Raw genomic sequence first — 17378 nt, 5'->3', positions numbered from 1 at the left:
CTGGGCGGTGTCGGCGATTTCGCTCGCGCCGCCGGCTTCCAGTGCGCCCACGAGCTCGGCGGTGGGACCGCCCACGAGGCCCTGTGCCGCGTACTGCTCCAAGCGGGCGCGGGAGTCGGCGATGTCCAGGTTGCGCATGGTCAGCTGGCCGATGCGGTCCAGCGGACCGAAGGCAGCGTCGCCCACACGCTCCATGGACAACTTGTCCGGGTGGTAGCTGAGCGACGGCCCGGTGGTGTCCAGGATGGTGTAGTCCTCGCCGCGGCGCAGCCGCAGGGTGACCTCGCCGGTGACCGCGGAGCCCACCCACTTCTGCAGCGATTCGCGCAGCATGAGCGCCTGCGGGTCCAGCCAGCGGCCTTCGTACATCAGGCGGCCCAGGCGGCGGCCCTCGGCGTGGTAGCTGGCCACGGTGTCTTCGTTATGGATCGCGTTGAGCAGCCGCTCGTAGGCGATGTGGAGCAGGGCCATGCCCGGGGCCTCGTAGATGCCGCGCGACTTGGCCTCGATGATGCGGTTCTCGATCTGGTCGGACATGCCAAGCCCGTGGCGGCCGCCAATGGCATTGGCCTCTTGGACCAGGGCGACGGCGTCGGTAAACTCCGTGCCGTTGATCGCGACCGGGCGGCCCGCCTCGAAGCGCACCGACACGTCCTCGGTGGGAATGTCCATGTCCTCGCGCCAGAAGGCCACGCCCATGATCGGCTCGACGGCCTCCAGGCTGGTGCCCAGGTGCTCCAGCGTCTTGGCCTCATGGGTGGCGCCCCAGATGTTGGCGTCGGTGCTGTAGGCCTTCTCCGCGGAGTCGCGGTAGGGGAAGTTGTGCGCGGTCAGCCATTCGGACATTTCCTGGCGGCCGCCGAGCTCGGAGACGAAGCGCGGGTCGAGCCACGGCTTGTAGATGCGCAGCCGGGGGTGGGCCAGCAGCCCGTAGCGGTAGAACCGCTCGATGTCGTTGCCCTTGTAGGTGGAACCGTCGCCCCAGATGTCCACGCCGTCTTCCCGCATGGCGCGCACCAGCAAGGTGCCTGTCACGGCGCGGCCCAGCGGGGTGGTGTTGAAGTAGGAACGGCCGCCGCTGCGGATATGGAAGGCGCCGCAGGCCAACGCGGCCAGGCCTTCCTCCACGAGGGCGGGCTTGCAGTCCACCAGGCGGGAGATGTCCGCGCCGTACTCGGTGGCGCGGCCGGGCACCGCGTCGATGTCAGGCTCGTCGTACTGGCCGAGGTCGGCCGTGTAGGTGCAGGGCACGGCTCCGCCGTCGCGCATCCATGCAACGGCAACGGACGTATCGAGTCCACCGGAGAAGGCGATGCCGACGCGTTCGCCGACGGGAAGGGAAGTCAGAACTTTGGCCATGGTTTCGATCATATGTGCAGCGGCACCCAAAGACAGAAGCGGCAACGCCGCGGCCGCCTGCGTGACGTGTCCGAACTCACTCCCGCTTCCGGAACGGGGGCCGGAGCCGGGATAGGATGCGAGGCGAACGGCAAATCCCCCAGTGACATGACAAGGATGTAGCGATGGAATACCGGCGTCTCGGCAAATCCGGCCTCACCGTCTCGACGGTGGGACTCGGCTGCAACAATCTCGGCCGGTCCAACACCCCGACGGAAACGCAGGAAGGCACGGACGCGGTGGTCAAGGCCGCACTCGACGCCGGCGTGACCTTTTTCGACGTCGCCGACAGCTACGGGAAGACCCCGGGCCTGAGCGAGGAGTTCCTGGGCAAGGCGCTGGGATCGCGGCGCGACGACGTGGTGGTTGCCACGAAGTTCGGCATGGACATGCGGGGCGCGAACGGCGAAGACTTCGGTGCCCGCGGCTCCCGGCGGTACATCGTCAGGGCCGCCGAGGCGTCGTTGCGCCGGCTGGGCACCGACTGGATCGACCTCTATCAGTTCCACACGCCCGACCCGCTGACTCCGGTCGAGGAGACCCTGTCCGCCCTCGACGACCTGGTCCGCGCCGGCAAGGTCCGCTACATCGGGCACTCGAACCGGGCCGGCTGGCAGATCGCCGAGGCGGAATTCACGGCGCGGATGGGCGGCTACACCCCGTTCATTTCCAGCCAGAACCACTACAACCTGCTGGACCGCCGGGCGGAGCTGGAAGTCACCCCTGCCGCCGAGGCCTACGGGCTGGGCCTGCTGCCGTACTTCCCGCTGGCCAACGGCCTGCTCACCGGCAAGTACAAGGACGGCAAGGCGCCGGAAGGCAGCCGGCTGACTCACTCGCGCACCAACATGCTCAAGGACGCCGACTGGGAGCAGCTGGGCGCCTTCTCCCGCTTCGCCGCCGACCGTGGGCTCACGGAAATCGAGGTGGCGTTCTCCTGGCTTGCCACGCGTCCCGCGGTCGCATCGGTCATCGCGGGTGCCACGAAGCCGGAACAGATCCGGCAGAACACCCAATCCGCGGGCTGGCAGCCGACCGGCGAGGACCTGGCCGAGCTGGAAGGCATCTTCCCCGCGGTCCCGAAAGTGGCCCTGTTCTGACATCTACGAGGAGGCCGCGGGAGGAGCCGATGGAACGCTGGGAAGACTTTTACTTTGAGGGCGCCAAGCAAGGCTGCCTCTACCGCCGGTGGGCGGATCACGTCCTCACTACGCGGATCGCCTTCGGGAGCGGACCGGACGGGTACCGCGCGGAATCCGTCATCCGGTTCGAGCCCGGGACACGGCGGTGGGACACCTCTTCTTACCGGCAATGGCCGGGCTGTATCGAGGCATTTGCCCGCCGGGAAGATTTCGGGCTGACCGAAACGAGCCTGCCAAGCTACGGGGAGTACCTCCTGTTGGCGGACATGCTCGGTTCCGGCACCCAGGCCGTGGAGTTTTTCCGGCTGGGCGACGCCGCGCCGGCCGAACCCGACAGCGGCGCATGGACGAAGATGTCGCTGGCCGGCGCCGAGGACGTCCTGCTGACGGACGGCCGCCGGACGCTGTGCGACCGCTATGAAGTGGTGCAGAGTGCCCGCATGCGGGAAACAGTCGCCGGCCTCCCCGGCCGGAGGGACTATGCACTGCACGCCGGGGCCGAACTGGTCGGCGTTCATTGGGCGGCCGCCGGCCGTGTGGTCAAGAGCGACTGGCGCGGAGCCGAGTCCTTCCTCGCTCCGGATCGGGCGACGGCAACCGCGGGCCTAGACGGGCCGTTGATTGACTTCTTGGACGCCGGATACGGCGCCCGGCCGGCCCCGGCCGACTAGGACGCCTGCCCCGGTGGCTTCCCGGCCGCCGGTTTCAGACGGTGACGGTGATCCATTCGCCGTCGACAGCCGCCGCGAAGCGCGGAAGCGGAGCGGGTGCCGGACCGCCGGTAACTGTGCCGTCGGCGAGCGCGAAGGTCGAGTTATGGCACGGGCACACGAATTCAGCCTTCGTCGGAGTCACGCCGCATCCTTGGTGCGTACAAACGGCGCTGTAGGCCAGGACGGTAGTTTCGTCGGGGCGGTGGATGAGGATATTCTCCCCGCCTGCCTCGCCGCTGGCGCTGCCGCCAACCGGCACGTCGCTGAGCTTGCCGACCCGAACCGGCGTGCCGTCGCTGGCAATCGGGGAAGCGGAGGCACCTTGTGCCCCTGTGTAGTCCTGGAGCGGGGAACATGCGGTGAGCGCGCCCACCGAACCGACGGCGGTCGTAGCGGTCAGGATGGCGCGGCGCGAAGGCAGGGACGAACTCATGTCCGTTATTCTCCCGGAAGGTGCTGGTAAATTTCCAAACCGACTGCCGATCGCGCAGGGCCCAACGTGTAAGCAATCAAGCCATAACGGTGATCCATTCGCCGTCAATGGCCGCTGCGAAGCGCTGCAGCGGTTTCAACGCCGGCCCGTCGAGCACCGAGCCGTCTGCGGCGCTGAAGACAGAGCCGTGGCATGGGCAGCGGAACTCCTCGCCCGCCGGCGCCACGGTGCACCCCTGGTGAGTGCAGATTGCGCTGTAGGCAAGGACGGTAGTTTCGTCGGGACGGTGGATGAGAATTTCCTGCCCGCCGGCTTCGCCAGCGGCGCTGCCGCCAACCGGCACGTCGGTGAGCTTCAGGATCTGGACGGCCGCGCCGCCGGTGGTAGCCGGGGCCGGTTTTCCGCCGGCCTCGCCGCCGCCGTTCCCCGTGGGAGCACAGGCAGCCAGTGCACACGCCGAGCAGGCCGTTGCGGAGGCGGCCAGGACCGAGCGTCGCGAGGGACCGGCGTCGGGATTCATGCGCTGACCTTCCCCGTGGGCAGTAAGCGTGCCTTCGGAAAAGATAGACGTCGGGGTTCCTGGGTTGGTTCATCCGGCTCATTGATCGTTCTACGGCCTGTCGCTTCCTGTACCGCCATCATTGGCCTTCGCCGTCCTGTCTCCCAAAGGCGTTTTCCGCACCTGATCGTTCCGCCGCCGCACCGCGGATGCCCACACCCAGGTCATCCGCCGGACCCCTGCGTCCGTCCAGGTGACTTGCACAGCCCGGGACGTCCAGCCGAATGCCTCACCGGCGACCAGCTCGGCTGAACCTGGGAACCGGATCCACGCCCAAACCGGCACCCCTGGCACCACACGGGTCACCTTGCAGCGCCCGAGATCCAGTTCCTCCGGGGTCAAAGACACCGGCTCGGCCCGCCTGGCGTAACGGGCCGCCAGCTTCGCCAGCGCGTCCCCATCCATCCCTTAAAAATAGAACACATGTTCGAATTAAGCGAAGCGCCCGGTTCAAGTTGCCCGCTTCTATGCTCCGGCCATTCGTCTACACGGGCCTGCTGTTCGTCGCCGCGGCCTTCCTGCTCCTCGAGGTGTCAGGCCTTACCCTCTCCGTAGTGGCCTTCAATCGGCGCTTGCCCGCACCTCCACCACCACCTTGCCGAGCGCGTGGCCCTCGCCGACGTAGGCGAGCGCTTCGGGCACCTGCGCGAGTGGGAACACGCGGTCGATGTGGATGCGAACATCTCCTGCAATGCACCGCTCGGTGAGGAGCGAGAAATGCGCCGGACCCGGCTTGACGGCGAGAACCCCCAAACGCCGCCCCGTCATGGCACCGATCAGCGTGCCAATCGTCACCACTCGCAGAAGGGCGCGCATCGTCCCGCCGACGATCAGGTAGGTGCCACCGGGGGCGAGCGCGCGGCGATACGCGAACACCGACCGCCGTGCGACGAGGTCGATGATGAGGTCGTACGGACCGGTCCGCGTGAAGTCGCCGGTTCGGTAGTCGATGACCTCGGAAGCACCCAGGTCGCGCATGAAGTCGAGCTTGCCGGCATTGTCCACCCCCGTGACATGGATGCCGGCAGCAGCGGCGAGTTGGAGCGCGAACGCCCCAGTTCCTCCGCCGGCGCCGTTGATCAGCATCCGCCCACCAGGCTTCGCACGCGCAACCGCTTGCACCGCGATCGCCCCCGACTGCGGCACGGTAGCGGCCTGAGCGAACGACAAGTGCGACGGCTTCGCGGCGAGAGCGTGCTCCGGCGCCACCGCGTACTCCGCAAAGCCGCCTTTCAGAGCGAGATTGTCGCCATAGACGTCGTCACCGAGCCGGAACCGCGTGACCCCTGCGCCCACAGCTTGGACCACTCCCGCGATGTCCGAACCGAGCGTGCGGCGGGCCGGTCTGAATAGGCCGCCGAATCTGGCGTAGGCGGGCGACCCGTGCAGCCCCTCCCAATCGCTCAGATTGACCGAGGTCGCGATCACCCGCACGAGCACCTGGCCTCTCCCCGGCGTCGGCGTGGCGATATCGTCGAGCCGCAGCACATCGGGCGACCCGTAGCGGTCATAGACGATCGCTCTCATGCCCCGACGCTAGTCGCGCCCGCAGGCGCGCGCAATCATTCGCCGTTCGGTGAAGACGTCCGCCCTCCTGCTGGCGGACAGCGTACTCGCGCGTCCTTCCGCGCGCCGCTCCGCGCCCGTGGAGTTTGGCGCTTCGTGGCGGCGTTCTGTTCATCGGGCACGGCCTACACCGCATCTGCGCCGACTGCGACACCCGCAACGACCGCTCGGTCGCACTGCTCGAACGCATCGGCATGCGCCGCGAGGCCCACCACAACAAGTCAGCCTGGTGGAAGGGTGAATGGACCGACGGGTACGTCTACGCCATCCTCGCCGAGGAATGGGCAGACAAGAGCCACGGAACAGACCCACAATCGCCAGCCGAAGCCGGAGGTAGAGACCGCTAGCTGGCATCAGACGTGGGAAAGGTATACGCGAATCGTCGGAGCCAGTTCTTGTAAAAAACCCGTCCCTAGTTAGGGAAGTGGCGATCGGGTGCCGCTCTAGAGACCGGCTTGGAAGCCTGCTTCTGACATTATGAGGTGGTGAAACTTGACCCTGTTGGCCCTGTCGACCATGACGCAGGCATTCGGATGTGGCAGGAATACTGTGCTGCTCACCCGGAGGCGGTAGCTGCGTCCCCGGAATACACAATTGAACACTTCGGTGATACGCAGCGGTTAGCTGATGAACTTCTCGCTCATGTTCTCAGCGGAAGGAAACGCGCGACGGCGGAGCTCGTTGCGGACTTTATAGCGCGAGGTGACCAAGTGCCCCGGATCGGGTCCCACTGGATTGCCTGTGATGGGAACGGCACTCCTTGCATCATCATTCGCAGTATTGAACTGCGCATTGGTTCCTTTGATAGTGCTGACGCTGCGTTCGCCCTCGACGAAGGCGAGGACGATATGAGCCTAGACAGTTGGCAGCGTGAGCACCGCCGCTACTGGACTCGCGTATCAGCAGCCCAAGGGCGTCAATGGGCAGAAACCGACGAGATCGTCTTCGAACGATTCAAGGTGGTCTGGCCACCTCAATATGCAGATTCGGCGCAATAAGTTAGCCGCACGATCGCTCGTAGGGGATCCTCAAACGGGACAGTGATGAGCCCTGGCAGAACATAAGTTCCATCCCTCACAGGTTATTCGCGTGCTTACATACGCTCTCGCTCATCTATGTCGCGGTGGGGACCGCCTTACGGACGTCCGTCAGGAATCGGGGTGCGTGCGGAATAACTCGAGTCGGCCCGGCGCCCGTAAGCTCCTGCCATGAGCGATGCACATGTGCGCGAGGCCTACGACTCGCGAGCTGCGGAATACATCGAGCTTTTTGAGGACGTCAGACAGGTGGCCGAACCCGACCGAAACCTCATAGGACGTTGGCGCGATTCCACTCCTGGGCTTCTGCTGGACGCCGGTTGCGGACCGGGACACTGGACTAGCTTCCTGCACGACGGTCACCGGGATGTTCTGGGTATAGATCTCTCGGAAGAATTCCTGGCCACAGCTCGTGACCGGTACCCCACGCTCCCGTTTATTCACGGCACTTTTCGAGAGTTGCCCACGCTCTCGGCGAGTTTTGGAGGCATCCTGGCTTGGTATTCCATGATTCATGCATCCCCCACCATTGTGCCTGCGATTCTCGACGAGTTCGCCCGGTGCTTAGAACCGAGCGGAGGTTTGCTCATCGGTTTCTTCGAGGGCAAGGCCGAACGGGAGTTTCCCCACGCAGTAGCGCCGGCCTACTTCTGGTCCGTTGAGTCCCTGGAAGCCGTCCTTGGCAACGCCGGCTTTACGGTCACTGAACGCCACCAACGTCATGACCATGGCCATCGCCCGCATGCAGCATTGAGAGCGCGGCTAGACCGCTGAGTAGGCGCCTCCAGATGCCCGTTGAGGATTGGCTACCGGGCACTCCGGCGCCCCGGATACGCTGGATCTCATGTCTCGAGTTCTGATCACCGGCATGTCGGGAGCGGGCAAGACCGCTGTGCTGAACGAGTTGTCCCGGCGGGGTTACCGAACAATCGACACCGACTACGATGCCTGGGTGCTTCCCGATGGAACATGGGATGAACCGCGGATGTCGGAACTTCTAGCGTCTGATTCGTCCGTGGTTGTCTCGGGGACTGTCGAGAATCAAGGTCGCTTCTATGACCGTTTCGCCGTTGTTGTCCTCCTGAGCGCACCGGTAGAAGTCCTCATCGAGCGAGTCTCGGTTCGTACGAACAATCCCTACGGCAGCTCAGAGGCAGACCAGTCTGCGATCCGCCAATATATTCTCGACGTCGAACCTCTGCTTCGAAACGGGGCCACCCTCGAACTCGATGGTCGTCGACCGGTCGCAGAACTGGCGGATGAGGTTGAACGTCTAATCGTGGCGTCCGATCACACCTGACGCCCAGTAAACGATGCTCAAACGGGGCAGTGTTGGGCCTTGGCGGAACTGAACGCAACCCTGCCTCGGGTAAGCAAGTAGGTGAATAACTTCTCCCTCCCCTTTGTCACGGTGAAGGACCGGCTTACGGGCGGTCATATGATCAATTCGTGACCGCCCGAATCCGCTTCGCGACGCCGTCTGACTACGCCGCAGTCGAGACGATCGAAAATGCTGCCGATCGAATTCTCATTGATTGGCTGCTCCCTGAGCAGTGGCCGCCCGCCCCATCTGGCGCTTCGAGAGCGTCAGAGCCCGGATACGTCCTGGTCGCTGAAGCGGCCGACACAGGCGCTGTTGTGGGTTTCGTGCACGTCATTGAGTCAGACGAGATTGCTCACTTGGAGCAACTCTCGGTATCGCCCGAATATAGTCGTCGCGGATATGGGCGCATGCTGATCGATGCCGCGAAGAAAGAAGCCCGAGGACGGAGGCATAACCGGTTGACCCTGCGTACTTATGCCGACATCCCTTGGAATGCGCCTTTTTACTCGCGAGTTGGTTTTACGGAGGAGGCCCCTTCGACTGACTTCCACCGCAAACTGGTCCATGTTGAAGACAGCCTCGAGCTTGCTAGGTACGGGCGTCGCGTACAGATGGTCACAGTGCTGGAGTAGTTCCTTCCCCTCCGTATAGCGACCGGCATACGGGCGCGTTCTGAGCGACATTGTAGGGTGAGGCAATGGGGCACATTGGGTCTTATCTATGGAAGATCCGGCAACACCTCGGATCGCAACTCGTTCTTCTACCAGGCGCTCAAGTACTAGTGCTGGGACAAGAAGGCCATGCCTTGTTCCAGCGCCGAGCGGATAACGGAATGTGGGAGCTACCCGCTGGAGGCTGCGAACCCGGCCAGAGTTTCAGGACAGCGGCCATAGCCGAATTGTTTGAGGAAACAGGCATCGTCGCCAAAGCAGAGGACCTCCAACCCTTCGCGAGCCTGTCCGATCCTTCAATTCACACATTGACCTACCCCAACGGCGATCAGGTTCAAGCCTTCGCTATGTGTTTTGTGCTAGCTAGCTGGGAAGGAAGCCTCTCAGCAGAAGAGTGCGAGGTGAGTGACCTTGGGTTCTTTCCACTGGTTGATCCACCGGATCCCACTCATGCCCCGACCCTGGAAGTTCTGAAGCTGTATGCGCTGTTCCAGGAAACCGGTGTTTTTCAGGCAAACTAGGCGTACCGCTGAAGGATCCTTCAACGGGACATCTACGGCCCTAATGGAACATGAATTCCATCGCACGGGGGCCATTCGCAGGGATGGATAAGTTCACGCTCATGTTTGTAGCGATGGGGACCCGTTGAAGGGGGCAACCTAGGCGAAGAATCTCCTGACCAAGTCCATAGTAAAGCGACCTTGACGTAAAGGGCACTTGTCTGTAAAGTCCCCTTGACTAAGAGATGAGCGCGTAGCTAGAGAGGCGGACAGCATGAATGACACCAAAATTGCACGGAGCCGATGGGGACGTGCACGCTTTGGTGGCGGTTCCTCGACATTGTTGGGTACATCGCTGGTGATCGGGACACTCATCTCCACGGGCTTGGGCGGGCTCTTCGTGTTGCTGAGCGATGTAGAGCGTCCTGTGCTTGCGTTCGCCCTTGTGGTAGTTGGAACTCTGCCGGTCGCGGCAACCCTCGGGTGGGCAGTCTTGGTTGACCGTTCAACTCTTGCTGGGGCGATCGACAAGCCAGACGACTCCATCGAATCCACTTGGCATGAAAAAGCGGCAAGCGGGACCTTCGGAGATATCCTCATTGTCGGCGGCCTTGGTGCCGCCGGATTCGCTTTCGCTGGAATCGAAGCACCTGTCACCTGGGTCTTGTCCGCGATCGTGCTTTTTGCCATGCTCGACTTCGCAGCACGCTACCTCTGGCTGAAGAAAACAGCTGCCTGATGCAGAATACGCTTCCACAGCGCCGCCAAGCCCTCGGGTGGTCTCAACAGCGATTGGCTGACGAACTCGGAGTATCGCGCCAAACCATCATTTCGATAGAGAAGGGCCGTTATGATCCATCGCTACCGGTCGCGTTCAGGATCGCGGCCGTTTTCCAGTGCAGTATTGAAGACCTGTTCTGCTTCAATGAATGTGCTGGCTCGTAAGTCCTGAAATCCAGGGTCGAGATGCGCAAGCGGAAAAGAGTGCCGAGCGGGCTCGAATTTAGGGGTGGACCTCGTTATTCGCCACAGGCATAAGTTCTCACATATCGCTTTCGCTTCGGGGCACCTGCTTATGCGATGCGAATTTGTCCGGGGAGCCGCTCCTTTGCAGTTTGCAGTGCAAATGACCAGGGTCGGCAGTTGTGCCCGTCGGGTGCTGCCCAGAGTGGCCCGGAGTAGCTCTATATACAGCCACTCCGCATCCATTTGTGGAAGCTTGACGGGGACAGATTCGCCCAGATACAGAATGACTAAGAGATCGCCCGACCCAACGACAGGATTTCTGATAGACAGAGGGATGAACTCCGATGCAGAGACCGTCGTTAGCATCGAGAGGCAACGCCTTCACTCACTTGTGAACCGTGACATGTCGGTTGCAGAAAGACTTCACGCGACCGACTACCAACTCGTCACACCCAACGGCGGAAGCCTTAACAAGACGGACTATCTCAGCGATGTGTCGTCAAACCGTCTCGAATACCTTGTGTTCGAACCCGAGACGGAAATTTCTGTCCTCTCGTCCGGGTCGCTTGTCATTCTTCGATACATCGCCCGAATAGTGCTCAGCGTCGGCGTTGACGACGAACATGAATTTCGTGTATGGCACACGGATGCCTACGAGCAGAGGGACAGACATTGGGTGGCTGTCTGGTCACAGGCAACAACGATAACTGGCCGGCCCCTTGACCGACCCTCAGGCGCCCCGCTTTGACGGGTATGGACCGACTCGTTGAGTTTCTTTCAACCGGATTCGACGCGCCACTCTATGAGTGACGGTATGGGGACTGCTGATGGACCGGCCATGTCGCTCGCACACCAGGGCCTTACCGCGGCGACATAGCGCACTTTGATTCAGTGCAGGAAGCAGTTGCTCTCCTGCGTCCTCGCAGCTACAGAAGCACTCCACCGGGCCTGTGCTCTGGACGAGCGAATGCAACATTAAGACCCAAGCTAACGGGGCGCCGTCAGCCGGTACATCGAGGCGTATCGCCGGTCCTGAAGCCTGCAGCACAACGCTGGGCGGTGGCAGTTATGTGACTTGCTTGTTGACGGCCGCGCAAAACTCGTCGACGGAGTCAACACTTACGGTGTATTGCCTTCCATCGTGGAGATGCAGTGTCGCCTGAGACCCGCCCATAATGAACCCGCGATGGTTCTTGCCAAGGATTCGGTAGCCGAAACCAGCGTTCCCGAAGTTGGAGTCCTCAACCGCTCTAGCGATGTCCGTTACCGGTATTTTTGCCGAAAATATCCACGCACATCGCAGAACAACCTTCTCTTCCGTGACTTGGGCAGAAGCTGTCATCAGAAAGGAAATCACGAACACCAGAGTGCTGACGATAATCAACGAGACTGACTCAAAAAGCTTCCGGGACTCAGACTCGCCCGTATCCATGAAAGGGTTCGCTGAAGCTGCAATAATCCCAAGAATTGAAGCGACACGAAAGATCGTCGTCATGGTCCGATTGGGAGTAACTGACGACTTGTACAACGGGGCCGCCCCTGTCGCTTTCGTAGTTTCTTGAAGCTTCATTGCTGAGACACGACAAGTCTAAGAGAATCGCGGCTATCGGCGTTCGCAGAGGCAGGGACGTAGGGTTGGGAACCCTGTTTGGGGTTCCCAACCTCGACCATCTAGCCTCCAGTCCACAGGGGAATCATGAGCGCAAGCAGCAAGAGCAGCAGCAATGAGCCGAGGGTAGACGGGATCCAGTACCACTTGGACATCTGTAGTCCGAACAGTGAGAACACCACGGCACCAGCTACGGCGACAACCACCAGCGCGTTGTCGGTGACGAAAAAGAGGACCAGCGAAGCCACAAGCACAATCGTCGCCGCTATTGGTCCGGCAGTAGGTCGCCGCGCTGGAGTAACGACTGCCGCCATGGTCTCACCTTTCGTTACTGGCATTATGCCTGTTCACTTGCGCCTGGCGCTTCCGCCAGTCAGTCCACGTAGGTGATGATTGCCCTATGATCAGCCAGCGAGCCACACCCTTCCGCATCATCCTCGGAGCCCTTGCTGTTGGGGCACTGCTGGCTCAGCTGCTGATTGTTCCGCAGGTCGCCGCAGAGTACGCCGGCGCCTACCCCGAGGTTGCGTACCTGGCGCCCCCGTACGTCACGGCAATCGTGATTGCCATCGGCGGTTTCGAGGTGGCCTTGCTGGCATCCTGGCAGCTGCTTTCGGCCGCGGTGGCGGGCAACGTGTCCTCCAGCCGGTCAAAGCGATGGGCCACCGTCATGACGGCTTCGCTATGCTTCATGTCGCTGATCTTTGCAGGCGTTTTTGTCCACGCCGGATCCGTCGCAAACGTCGGCGGGCCACCGATGATGTTCGGACTGCTGGTCTCTCTCGCTCTCGTGCCCGTTGCGTTCAGTGTGAGAGCCAAGGCACTGGGGTTCTTGGCGGGAAACGACGTCCATGAACGTGGTGTCGCGTAACTGAAACGCCCCGGGCCTGCACTCGCGGGTAACGGCGCCGTTTCCCCGGCCGGCACCGCCGTCGTCCTGAAGGAGCGGTACGACGGCGGTGCCCTGCTTCGGCGGCTGCGGTTACCGCTCCGGGTGGAACTTTCGGCCGTTGACCCGTTCGGAGGCGCCGACCCGGTCCAGGTAAGGGGTGATGCCGCCCAAATGCAGCGGCCAGCCCGCACCCATGATCATGCACAGGTCGATGTCTTCCGGGGCGGCCACCACGCCTTCTTCCAGCATGAGCCCGATCTCCTCGGCGAGGGCGTCCTGGGTGCGCCGCAGCAGCTGCTCGGAGCTGCTGGGGGAGTCTCCGAACTCCAGCAGCGCCAAGGTCGACTCGGGAATCACCTGCCGGCCGTCGTCGTCCGTGATCCAGAGGGACGTGATGCCGTTGTCGATGAGCCGCTGCTGGTTGGCAGAGACCCGGAAGCGGTCGCCAAAAGCCGCATTCAGCGACTCGGTGACATGCTGGGCCACCGGGATGCCGACCATGGCCAGCAGGGTGAACGGGGTCATCGGCAGGCCCATGGGTTTGAGCGCGTTGTCGGCGATGTCGGCGGGAGTGCCCTCGTCGAAGGCGTTGGACACTTCCCCCATCAGCCGCAGCAGCACGCGGTTCACCACGAAGGCGGCGGCGTCCTGGACCAGCACGGTGGTCTTCTTGAGTGCCTTGCCCAGGACGAAGGCGGTTGAGAGCACCTCGTCGCTGGTCTTCGGCGCCCGGACGACTTCCAGCAGGGGCATGACGGCCACCGGGTTAAAGAAGTGAAAGCCGACCACGCGTTCGGGATGCAGCAGGTCCGCTGCCATCTCCGTGACCGACAGGGATGAGGTGTTGGTGGCGAGGATGCAGTCCTCGGAGACCACTGCCTCGACCTCGGCGAAGACCTGCTTCTTGACCGCCAGTTCTTCGAACACGGCCTCGATCACAAAGTCGGCGTCCGAAAACGCTTCCTTGGAGACCGAGCCGGTGACCAGGGCCTTGGTGCGGTTGGCCGCGTCGGCCGAGAGCCGCTTCCTGGCCAGCAGCTTGTCCACTTCGGCGTGGACATACCCCACACCCTTGTCCACCCGGGCCTGGTCGATGTCTGTCAGGACCACCGGAACCTTCAGCTGGCGGGCGAACAGCAACGCCAGCTGGCTGGCCATCAGGCCCGCGCCGACCACGCCCACCTTCGTGACGGGCCGGGCGAGCTTGGGGTCCGGCGCGCCGGTCGGCCGCTTGGAACGCTTCTGCACAAGCTCCAAGAAGGCGTACACCGTGTCGCGGAAGTGCGGGGTCTGCATCAATTCCGCCAGCGCTTCGACTTCCAGCCCGGCGGATTCCGGCTGGCTCCTGCCCCGGCCGGCGTCCATCACGTCCAGCACCTTGGCGGGCGCGGGCGCGGCGTTGGACGTCTTGGCTTCCACGAACTTCCGGCCGGCCGCGATGGCCCGGTCCCAGTCCGCCTCGGTGGCGGCGGAGGTTCCAGCGCGGCGATCCGCGACCAGCCGGCGGGCGTCGTCGTCGGTGAGGATCCGCGTGGCCCAAACCAGCGACTGCTCCAGGAAATCGGCCGGTTCGAACAGGACGTCGGCGACACCCAGCCGGTAGGCGGCCGCGCCGTCGAGCGCCTTGTTGTTGCTCAACGGGTTCTCGACCATGACCTTGACGGCATTCGCCGGGCCGATCAGCCGCGGGAGCCGGTAGACCCCGCCCCAGCCGGGGATCAGGCCCAGGAAGGCTTCCGGCAGCGAGATGGCGCCGGCGCCGGTGGAGACGGTGCGGTAGTCGGCGGCGAGCGCGATCTCCAGCCCGCCGCCCATCGCTGCTCCGTTGATGAAGGCGAACGTCGGGACACCCAGGGAGGCGAGCGTGGCATAGGCATCGTGGCCCAGCCTGGCCATGGTCCGTCCGTCTTCGGGGCCGGTGAGCCTGCCCACGGCGCCCAGGTCGGCCCCGGCCACCAGGTAGTACGGCTTGCCGGTGATGGCGACGGCGGAGATCCCGCCCGCCGCGGCCCGCGCCTTGAGCCCTTCGAGTGCCGTGCCGAGTTCCACCAGGCTGTTGGGGCCCAGGGTGGTCGGCTTGCGGTGGTCCAGGTCGTTGTCCAGGGTCAGCAGCGCCAGGGTGCCGGCACCGGGCAGTTCCACATCCTGCACGTAGGAGTGGGTGACGGTCTCGTCCGGAAACTTCGCGGCCAGGGCCGTGTAGTCGGGGTTCATGCGTGGTCCTCTCGTGCCTGTGCTGCCGCGGGGGCGGCGGTTCCGACAGTTGCGGCGGCCGTATCGGCGGCGCCGCCCGAATAATCTGCATGGTGCGGGTTCTCCCAGATCACCGTTCCCCCCATGCCCAGCCCGATGCACATCGTGGTCAGTCCGTAGCGCACCGACGGGTCGTCCGCGAACTGGCGGGCCAGCTGGGTCATGAGGCGAACGCCGGAGGCGGCCAGGGGATGGCCGACGGCGATGGCGCCGCCATAGCGGTTGACGCGGGGATCGTCGTCGGCGATCCCGTAATAGTCCAGGAAGGACAGCACCTGTACGGCGAAGGCCTCGTTGATCTCGAACAAGCCGATGTCCGCGATGTCCAGGCCCGCCATCTTCAGGGCCTTCTCGGTGGCAGGGACGGGCCCGATGCCCATCACCTCGGGCTCGACTCCGGCGAAGGCGTAGGAGACCAGGCGCATCTTCACCGGCAGGCCGAGCTCGCCGGCTGCCTCCGCAGAGGCCAGCAGCGAGACGGTGGCGCCGTCGTTGAGGCCGGCGGCGTTGCCGGCGGTGACCCGGCCGTGCGGGCGGAACGGGGTCCGCAGCCCGGCCAGGTCTTCCACGGTAGTGTCCGGCCGCGGGGGTTCGTCCGCGCTGTGCAGCGACCAGCCTTCACCCGGTTTGCGGCCGGCCACCGGCACCAGGTCGGGCTGGATGCTGCCGTTCCGGTAGGCCGCGGCGAGCTTGGCCTGGCTGGCCGCAGCATAGGCGTCCGCGCGTTCCCTGGTGATCGCGGGGAAGCGGTCATGCAGGTTTTCGGCGGTATTGCCCATGTTCAGCGCCGCGGGGTCCACCAGGCGCTCGCCGGCGAACCGCGGGTTCGGATCCGCACCCTGGCCCATTGGGTGGTTGCCCATGTGTTCCACGCCGCCGGCCACGACCACGTCGTACGCGCCGAAGGCGATGCCGCCGGCCGTCGTCGTCACGGCGGTCATGGCGCCGGCGCACATCCGGTCAATGGCGAAACCGGGGACGGAGCGGGGCAGGCCGGCAAGAAGCGCGGCGGTGCGGCCGATGGTCAGGCCCTGGTCGCCGGTCTGCGTGGTGGCGGCGATGGCCACGTCGTCGATGCGGCCCGGCGGCAGCGACGGGTTGCGGCGCAGGAGTTCCCGGATGCACTTGACCACCAGGTCGTCGGCCCGGGTGCCGGCGTGGATCCCCTTCTCACCCGCCTTCCCGAACGGGGTGCGCACGCCGTCGACGAAGACGACATCGCGCAGGGCGCGGGGCGGGGACGTAGGGCTCACCTGATACCTCCATGAGATGCGGGACACAGTGCTAGCCAAGATGTTACCCGTGGGTAACTTAGGCAGCAAGTACGGCTGCTGGTCCGGTGGAACGAATGCAGCGGGTATGCTGCGGCGGCTACGCTGGGCGCAGACAACCGGCGAGGGGACATGGAAGCAGAAGAGCAGCGGCACCGGGCGGCGGTGCCCTCTGCCGGCGCCTTCCTGGTGCTGGCGGCGTCGGTGCTGTGGGGGACCACCGGAACGGCCGCCACCTTCGCGCCCGGCGTCGGACCGCTTGCCATCGGAGCGGTGGCCATGGGAGTGGGCGGGCTCTTCCAGGCGCTGACCGCGCTGCGGCCGATGGGGCATGCCCGGCCGCAACTGCGGGTGCGGTGGAAGCTGGTGCTTCTGGGGGCGGTCGCCGTCGCCGTGTACCCGTTGGCCTTTTACAGCTCCATGCACCTGGCCGGCGTTGCCGTCGGCACGGTGGTGAGCATCGGCTCCGCCCCCTTGGCGTCAGCGCTCATCGAACGGGCTGTCGACCGCCACATCCTGGGCGCCCGCTGGGCCGGCGCCGCCGTGCTGGGGCTCTCCGGAACCGCCCTGCTGTGTTTCGCGGCCGCGGGAGGCGGCGACGGTGCGGCGGACGGCGACGGCGCCGGGGGTGCGGGCGGCACGCTTGCGGGCATTGCCCTGGGCCTGTTGGCGGGACTGACCTACGCCCTCTACTCGTGGGCGGCGCATCGGATCATCGGCGGAGGGGTTCCCGCACGTGCCGCCATGGGTGCGATGTTCGGCCTGGGCGGACTGTTGCTGATGCCGGTGCTGCTGGCCACGGGCGCTCCGCTGTTGGCCTCGTGGGGCAATGCGGCCGTGGGGGCCTACATGGCACTGGTCCCGATGTTCGCCGGCTACGTGTTGTTCGGCCTCGGCCTTGCGCGGGTCCGCGCGAGCACCGCCACAACGCTTTCGCTGGCGGAGCCTGTCGTGGCCGCCGTGCTGGCCGTGCTGGTGGTGGGCGAGCGGCTGTCACCGGCGGGCTGGATCGGCGTAGCCCTGGTCATCGCGAGCCTCGCCGTC

21 protein-coding genes are annotated in these 17378 nt (G+C 64.4%); 13 read left to right on the top strand and 8 right to left on the bottom strand.

Going from position 1 to position 17378, the window contains the following annotated elements:
• Nucleotides 1-1359: argininosuccinate synthase (gene argG / locus AC5RV2_RS07405; protein WP_494091833.1), on the bottom strand; the 1359-nt coding region annotated here is incomplete at its 3' end.
• Nucleotides 1360-1523: 164 nt separating this feature from the next.
• On the opposite strand from argG, the gene AC5RV2_RS07400 reads away from it, so the two are divergent.
• Both AC5RV2_RS07400 and AC5RV2_RS07395 read left to right on the top strand, forming a co-directional pair.
• Nucleotides 1524-2498, top strand: a complete 975-nt coding sequence (locus tag AC5RV2_RS07400; RefSeq protein WP_494091832.1) for an aldo/keto reductase — start codon at nt 1524-1526, stop codon at nt 2496-2498.
• A gap of 29 nt (nt 2499-2527) precedes the next feature.
• Nucleotides 2528-3211: a hypothetical protein gene (locus AC5RV2_RS07395; protein ID WP_494091831.1), complete on the top strand. Its 684-nt coding sequence runs from the start codon at nt 2528-2530 to the stop codon at nt 3209-3211.
• A 34-nt stretch (nt 3212-3245) separates the two neighbouring features.
• Here the strand turns inward: AC5RV2_RS07395 and AC5RV2_RS07390 are convergent, their stop codons facing one another.
• The 3 genes from AC5RV2_RS07390 to AC5RV2_RS07380 form a co-directional block, all read right to left on the bottom strand.
• Complete coding sequence (locus tag AC5RV2_RS07390; RefSeq protein ID WP_494091830.1) at nt 3246-3686, bottom strand: Rieske (2Fe-2S) protein; 441 nt, start codon at nt 3684-3686, stop codon at nt 3246-3248.
• Between the two features lie 76 nt (nt 3687-3762).
• Nucleotides 3763-4206, bottom strand: a complete 444-nt coding sequence (locus AC5RV2_RS07385; protein WP_494091829.1) for a Rieske (2Fe-2S) protein — start codon at nt 4204-4206, stop codon at nt 3763-3765.
• Between the two features lie 600 nt (nt 4207-4806).
• Complete coding sequence (locus tag AC5RV2_RS07380) at nt 4807-5772, bottom strand: NAD(P)-dependent alcohol dehydrogenase (RefSeq protein WP_494091828.1); 966 nt, start codon at nt 5770-5772, stop codon at nt 4807-4809.
• A 125-nt stretch (nt 5773-5897) separates the two neighbouring features.
• On the opposite strand from AC5RV2_RS07380, the gene AC5RV2_RS07375 reads away from it, so the two are divergent.
• The 9 genes from AC5RV2_RS07375 (at nt 5898) to AC5RV2_RS07335 (ending at nt 11057) form a co-directional block, all read left to right on the top strand.
• Entirely contained in the window at nt 5898-6158 is a 261-nt protein-coding gene (locus AC5RV2_RS07375) for a GNAT family N-acetyltransferase (RefSeq protein WP_494091827.1), read from the top strand.
• A gap of 186 nt (nt 6159-6344) precedes the next feature.
• On the top strand, nt 6345-6809 hold the full coding sequence (locus AC5RV2_RS07370; RefSeq protein WP_494091834.1) for an ASCH domain-containing protein: 465 nt from the start codon (nt 6345-6347) through the stop codon (nt 6807-6809).
• Between the two features lie 210 nt (nt 6810-7019).
• Nucleotides 7020-7622, top strand: a complete 603-nt coding sequence (locus AC5RV2_RS07365) for a class I SAM-dependent DNA methyltransferase (protein ID WP_494091826.1) — start codon at nt 7020-7022, stop codon at nt 7620-7622.
• A gap of 70 nt (nt 7623-7692) precedes the next feature.
• A complete protein-coding gene (locus AC5RV2_RS07360) occupies nt 7693-8148 on the top strand; it encodes an AAA family ATPase (protein WP_494091825.1) in 456 nt (151 codons plus the stop codon).
• 149 nt (nt 8149-8297) lie between these two features.
• On the top strand, nt 8298-8804 hold the full coding sequence (locus tag AC5RV2_RS07355; protein WP_494091824.1) for a GNAT family N-acetyltransferase: 507 nt from the start codon (nt 8298-8300) through the stop codon (nt 8802-8804).
• Nucleotides 8805-8869: 65 nt separating this feature from the next.
• Entirely contained in the window at nt 8870-9364 is a 495-nt protein-coding gene (locus AC5RV2_RS07350; protein WP_494091823.1) for an NUDIX domain-containing protein, read from the top strand.
• A gap of 253 nt (nt 9365-9617) precedes the next feature.
• Nucleotides 9618-10082, top strand: coding sequence for a hypothetical protein (locus tag AC5RV2_RS07345; protein ID WP_494091822.1), 465 nt, complete (start codon nt 9618-9620; stop codon nt 10080-10082).
• Nucleotides 10082-10288: a helix-turn-helix transcriptional regulator gene (locus AC5RV2_RS07340; RefSeq protein WP_494091821.1), complete on the top strand. Its 207-nt coding sequence runs from the start codon at nt 10082-10084 to the stop codon at nt 10286-10288. The genes AC5RV2_RS07345 and AC5RV2_RS07340 overlap by 1 nt, the downstream gene beginning before the upstream one ends.
• A 304-nt stretch (nt 10289-10592) precedes the next feature.
• On the top strand, nt 10593-11057 hold the full coding sequence (locus AC5RV2_RS07335; protein WP_494091820.1) for a nuclear transport factor 2 family protein: 465 nt from the start codon (nt 10593-10595) through the stop codon (nt 11055-11057).
• 318 nt (nt 11058-11375) lie between these two features.
• Here the strand turns inward: AC5RV2_RS07335 and AC5RV2_RS07330 are convergent, their stop codons facing one another.
• Together AC5RV2_RS07330 and AC5RV2_RS07325 are read right to left on the bottom strand one after the other, a co-directional pair.
• Nucleotides 11376-11804 (bottom strand): hypothetical protein, encoded by a 429-nt coding sequence (locus AC5RV2_RS07330; protein WP_494091819.1) that lies wholly within the window; start codon nt 11802-11804, stop codon nt 11376-11378.
• A 176-nt stretch (nt 11805-11980) separates the two neighbouring features.
• The gene (locus AC5RV2_RS07325) at nt 11981-12172 is read right to left on the bottom strand and encodes a hypothetical protein (protein ID WP_494091818.1); all 192 of its coding nucleotides are present in this window, start codon (nt 12170-12172) and stop codon (nt 11981-11983) included.
• A 146-nt stretch (nt 12173-12318) separates the two neighbouring features.
• Between AC5RV2_RS07325 and AC5RV2_RS07320 the strand changes: the two genes are divergently transcribed.
• Nucleotides 12319-12789: a DUF2975 domain-containing protein gene (locus tag AC5RV2_RS07320; RefSeq protein ID WP_494091817.1), complete on the top strand. Its 471-nt coding sequence runs from the start codon at nt 12319-12321 to the stop codon at nt 12787-12789.
• Between the two features lie 111 nt (nt 12790-12900).
• Here AC5RV2_RS07320 and AC5RV2_RS07315 read toward each other — a convergent pair whose 3' ends face one another.
• Nucleotides 12901-15024 (bottom strand): 3-hydroxyacyl-CoA dehydrogenase NAD-binding domain-containing protein, encoded by a 2124-nt coding sequence (locus AC5RV2_RS07315; RefSeq protein ID WP_494091816.1) that lies wholly within the window; start codon nt 15022-15024, stop codon nt 12901-12903.
• A complete protein-coding gene (locus AC5RV2_RS07310) occupies nt 15021-16316 on the bottom strand; it encodes a thiolase family protein (protein ID WP_494091815.1) in 1296 nt (431 codons plus the stop codon). The genes AC5RV2_RS07315 and AC5RV2_RS07310 overlap by 4 nt, the downstream gene beginning before the upstream one ends.
• 150 nt (nt 16317-16466) lie before the next feature.
• Here AC5RV2_RS07310 and AC5RV2_RS07305 point away from each other — a divergent pair.
• On the top strand, nt 16467-17378 hold a 912-nt coding region (locus AC5RV2_RS07305; protein ID WP_494091814.1), incomplete at its 3' end, for a DMT family transporter.

This window comes from Arthrobacter sp. Y3225116, assembly GCF_059091245.1.
Note: the sequence above shows the minus strand (reverse complement) of the source record. Positions and strands in the feature narration are given on the sequence as shown.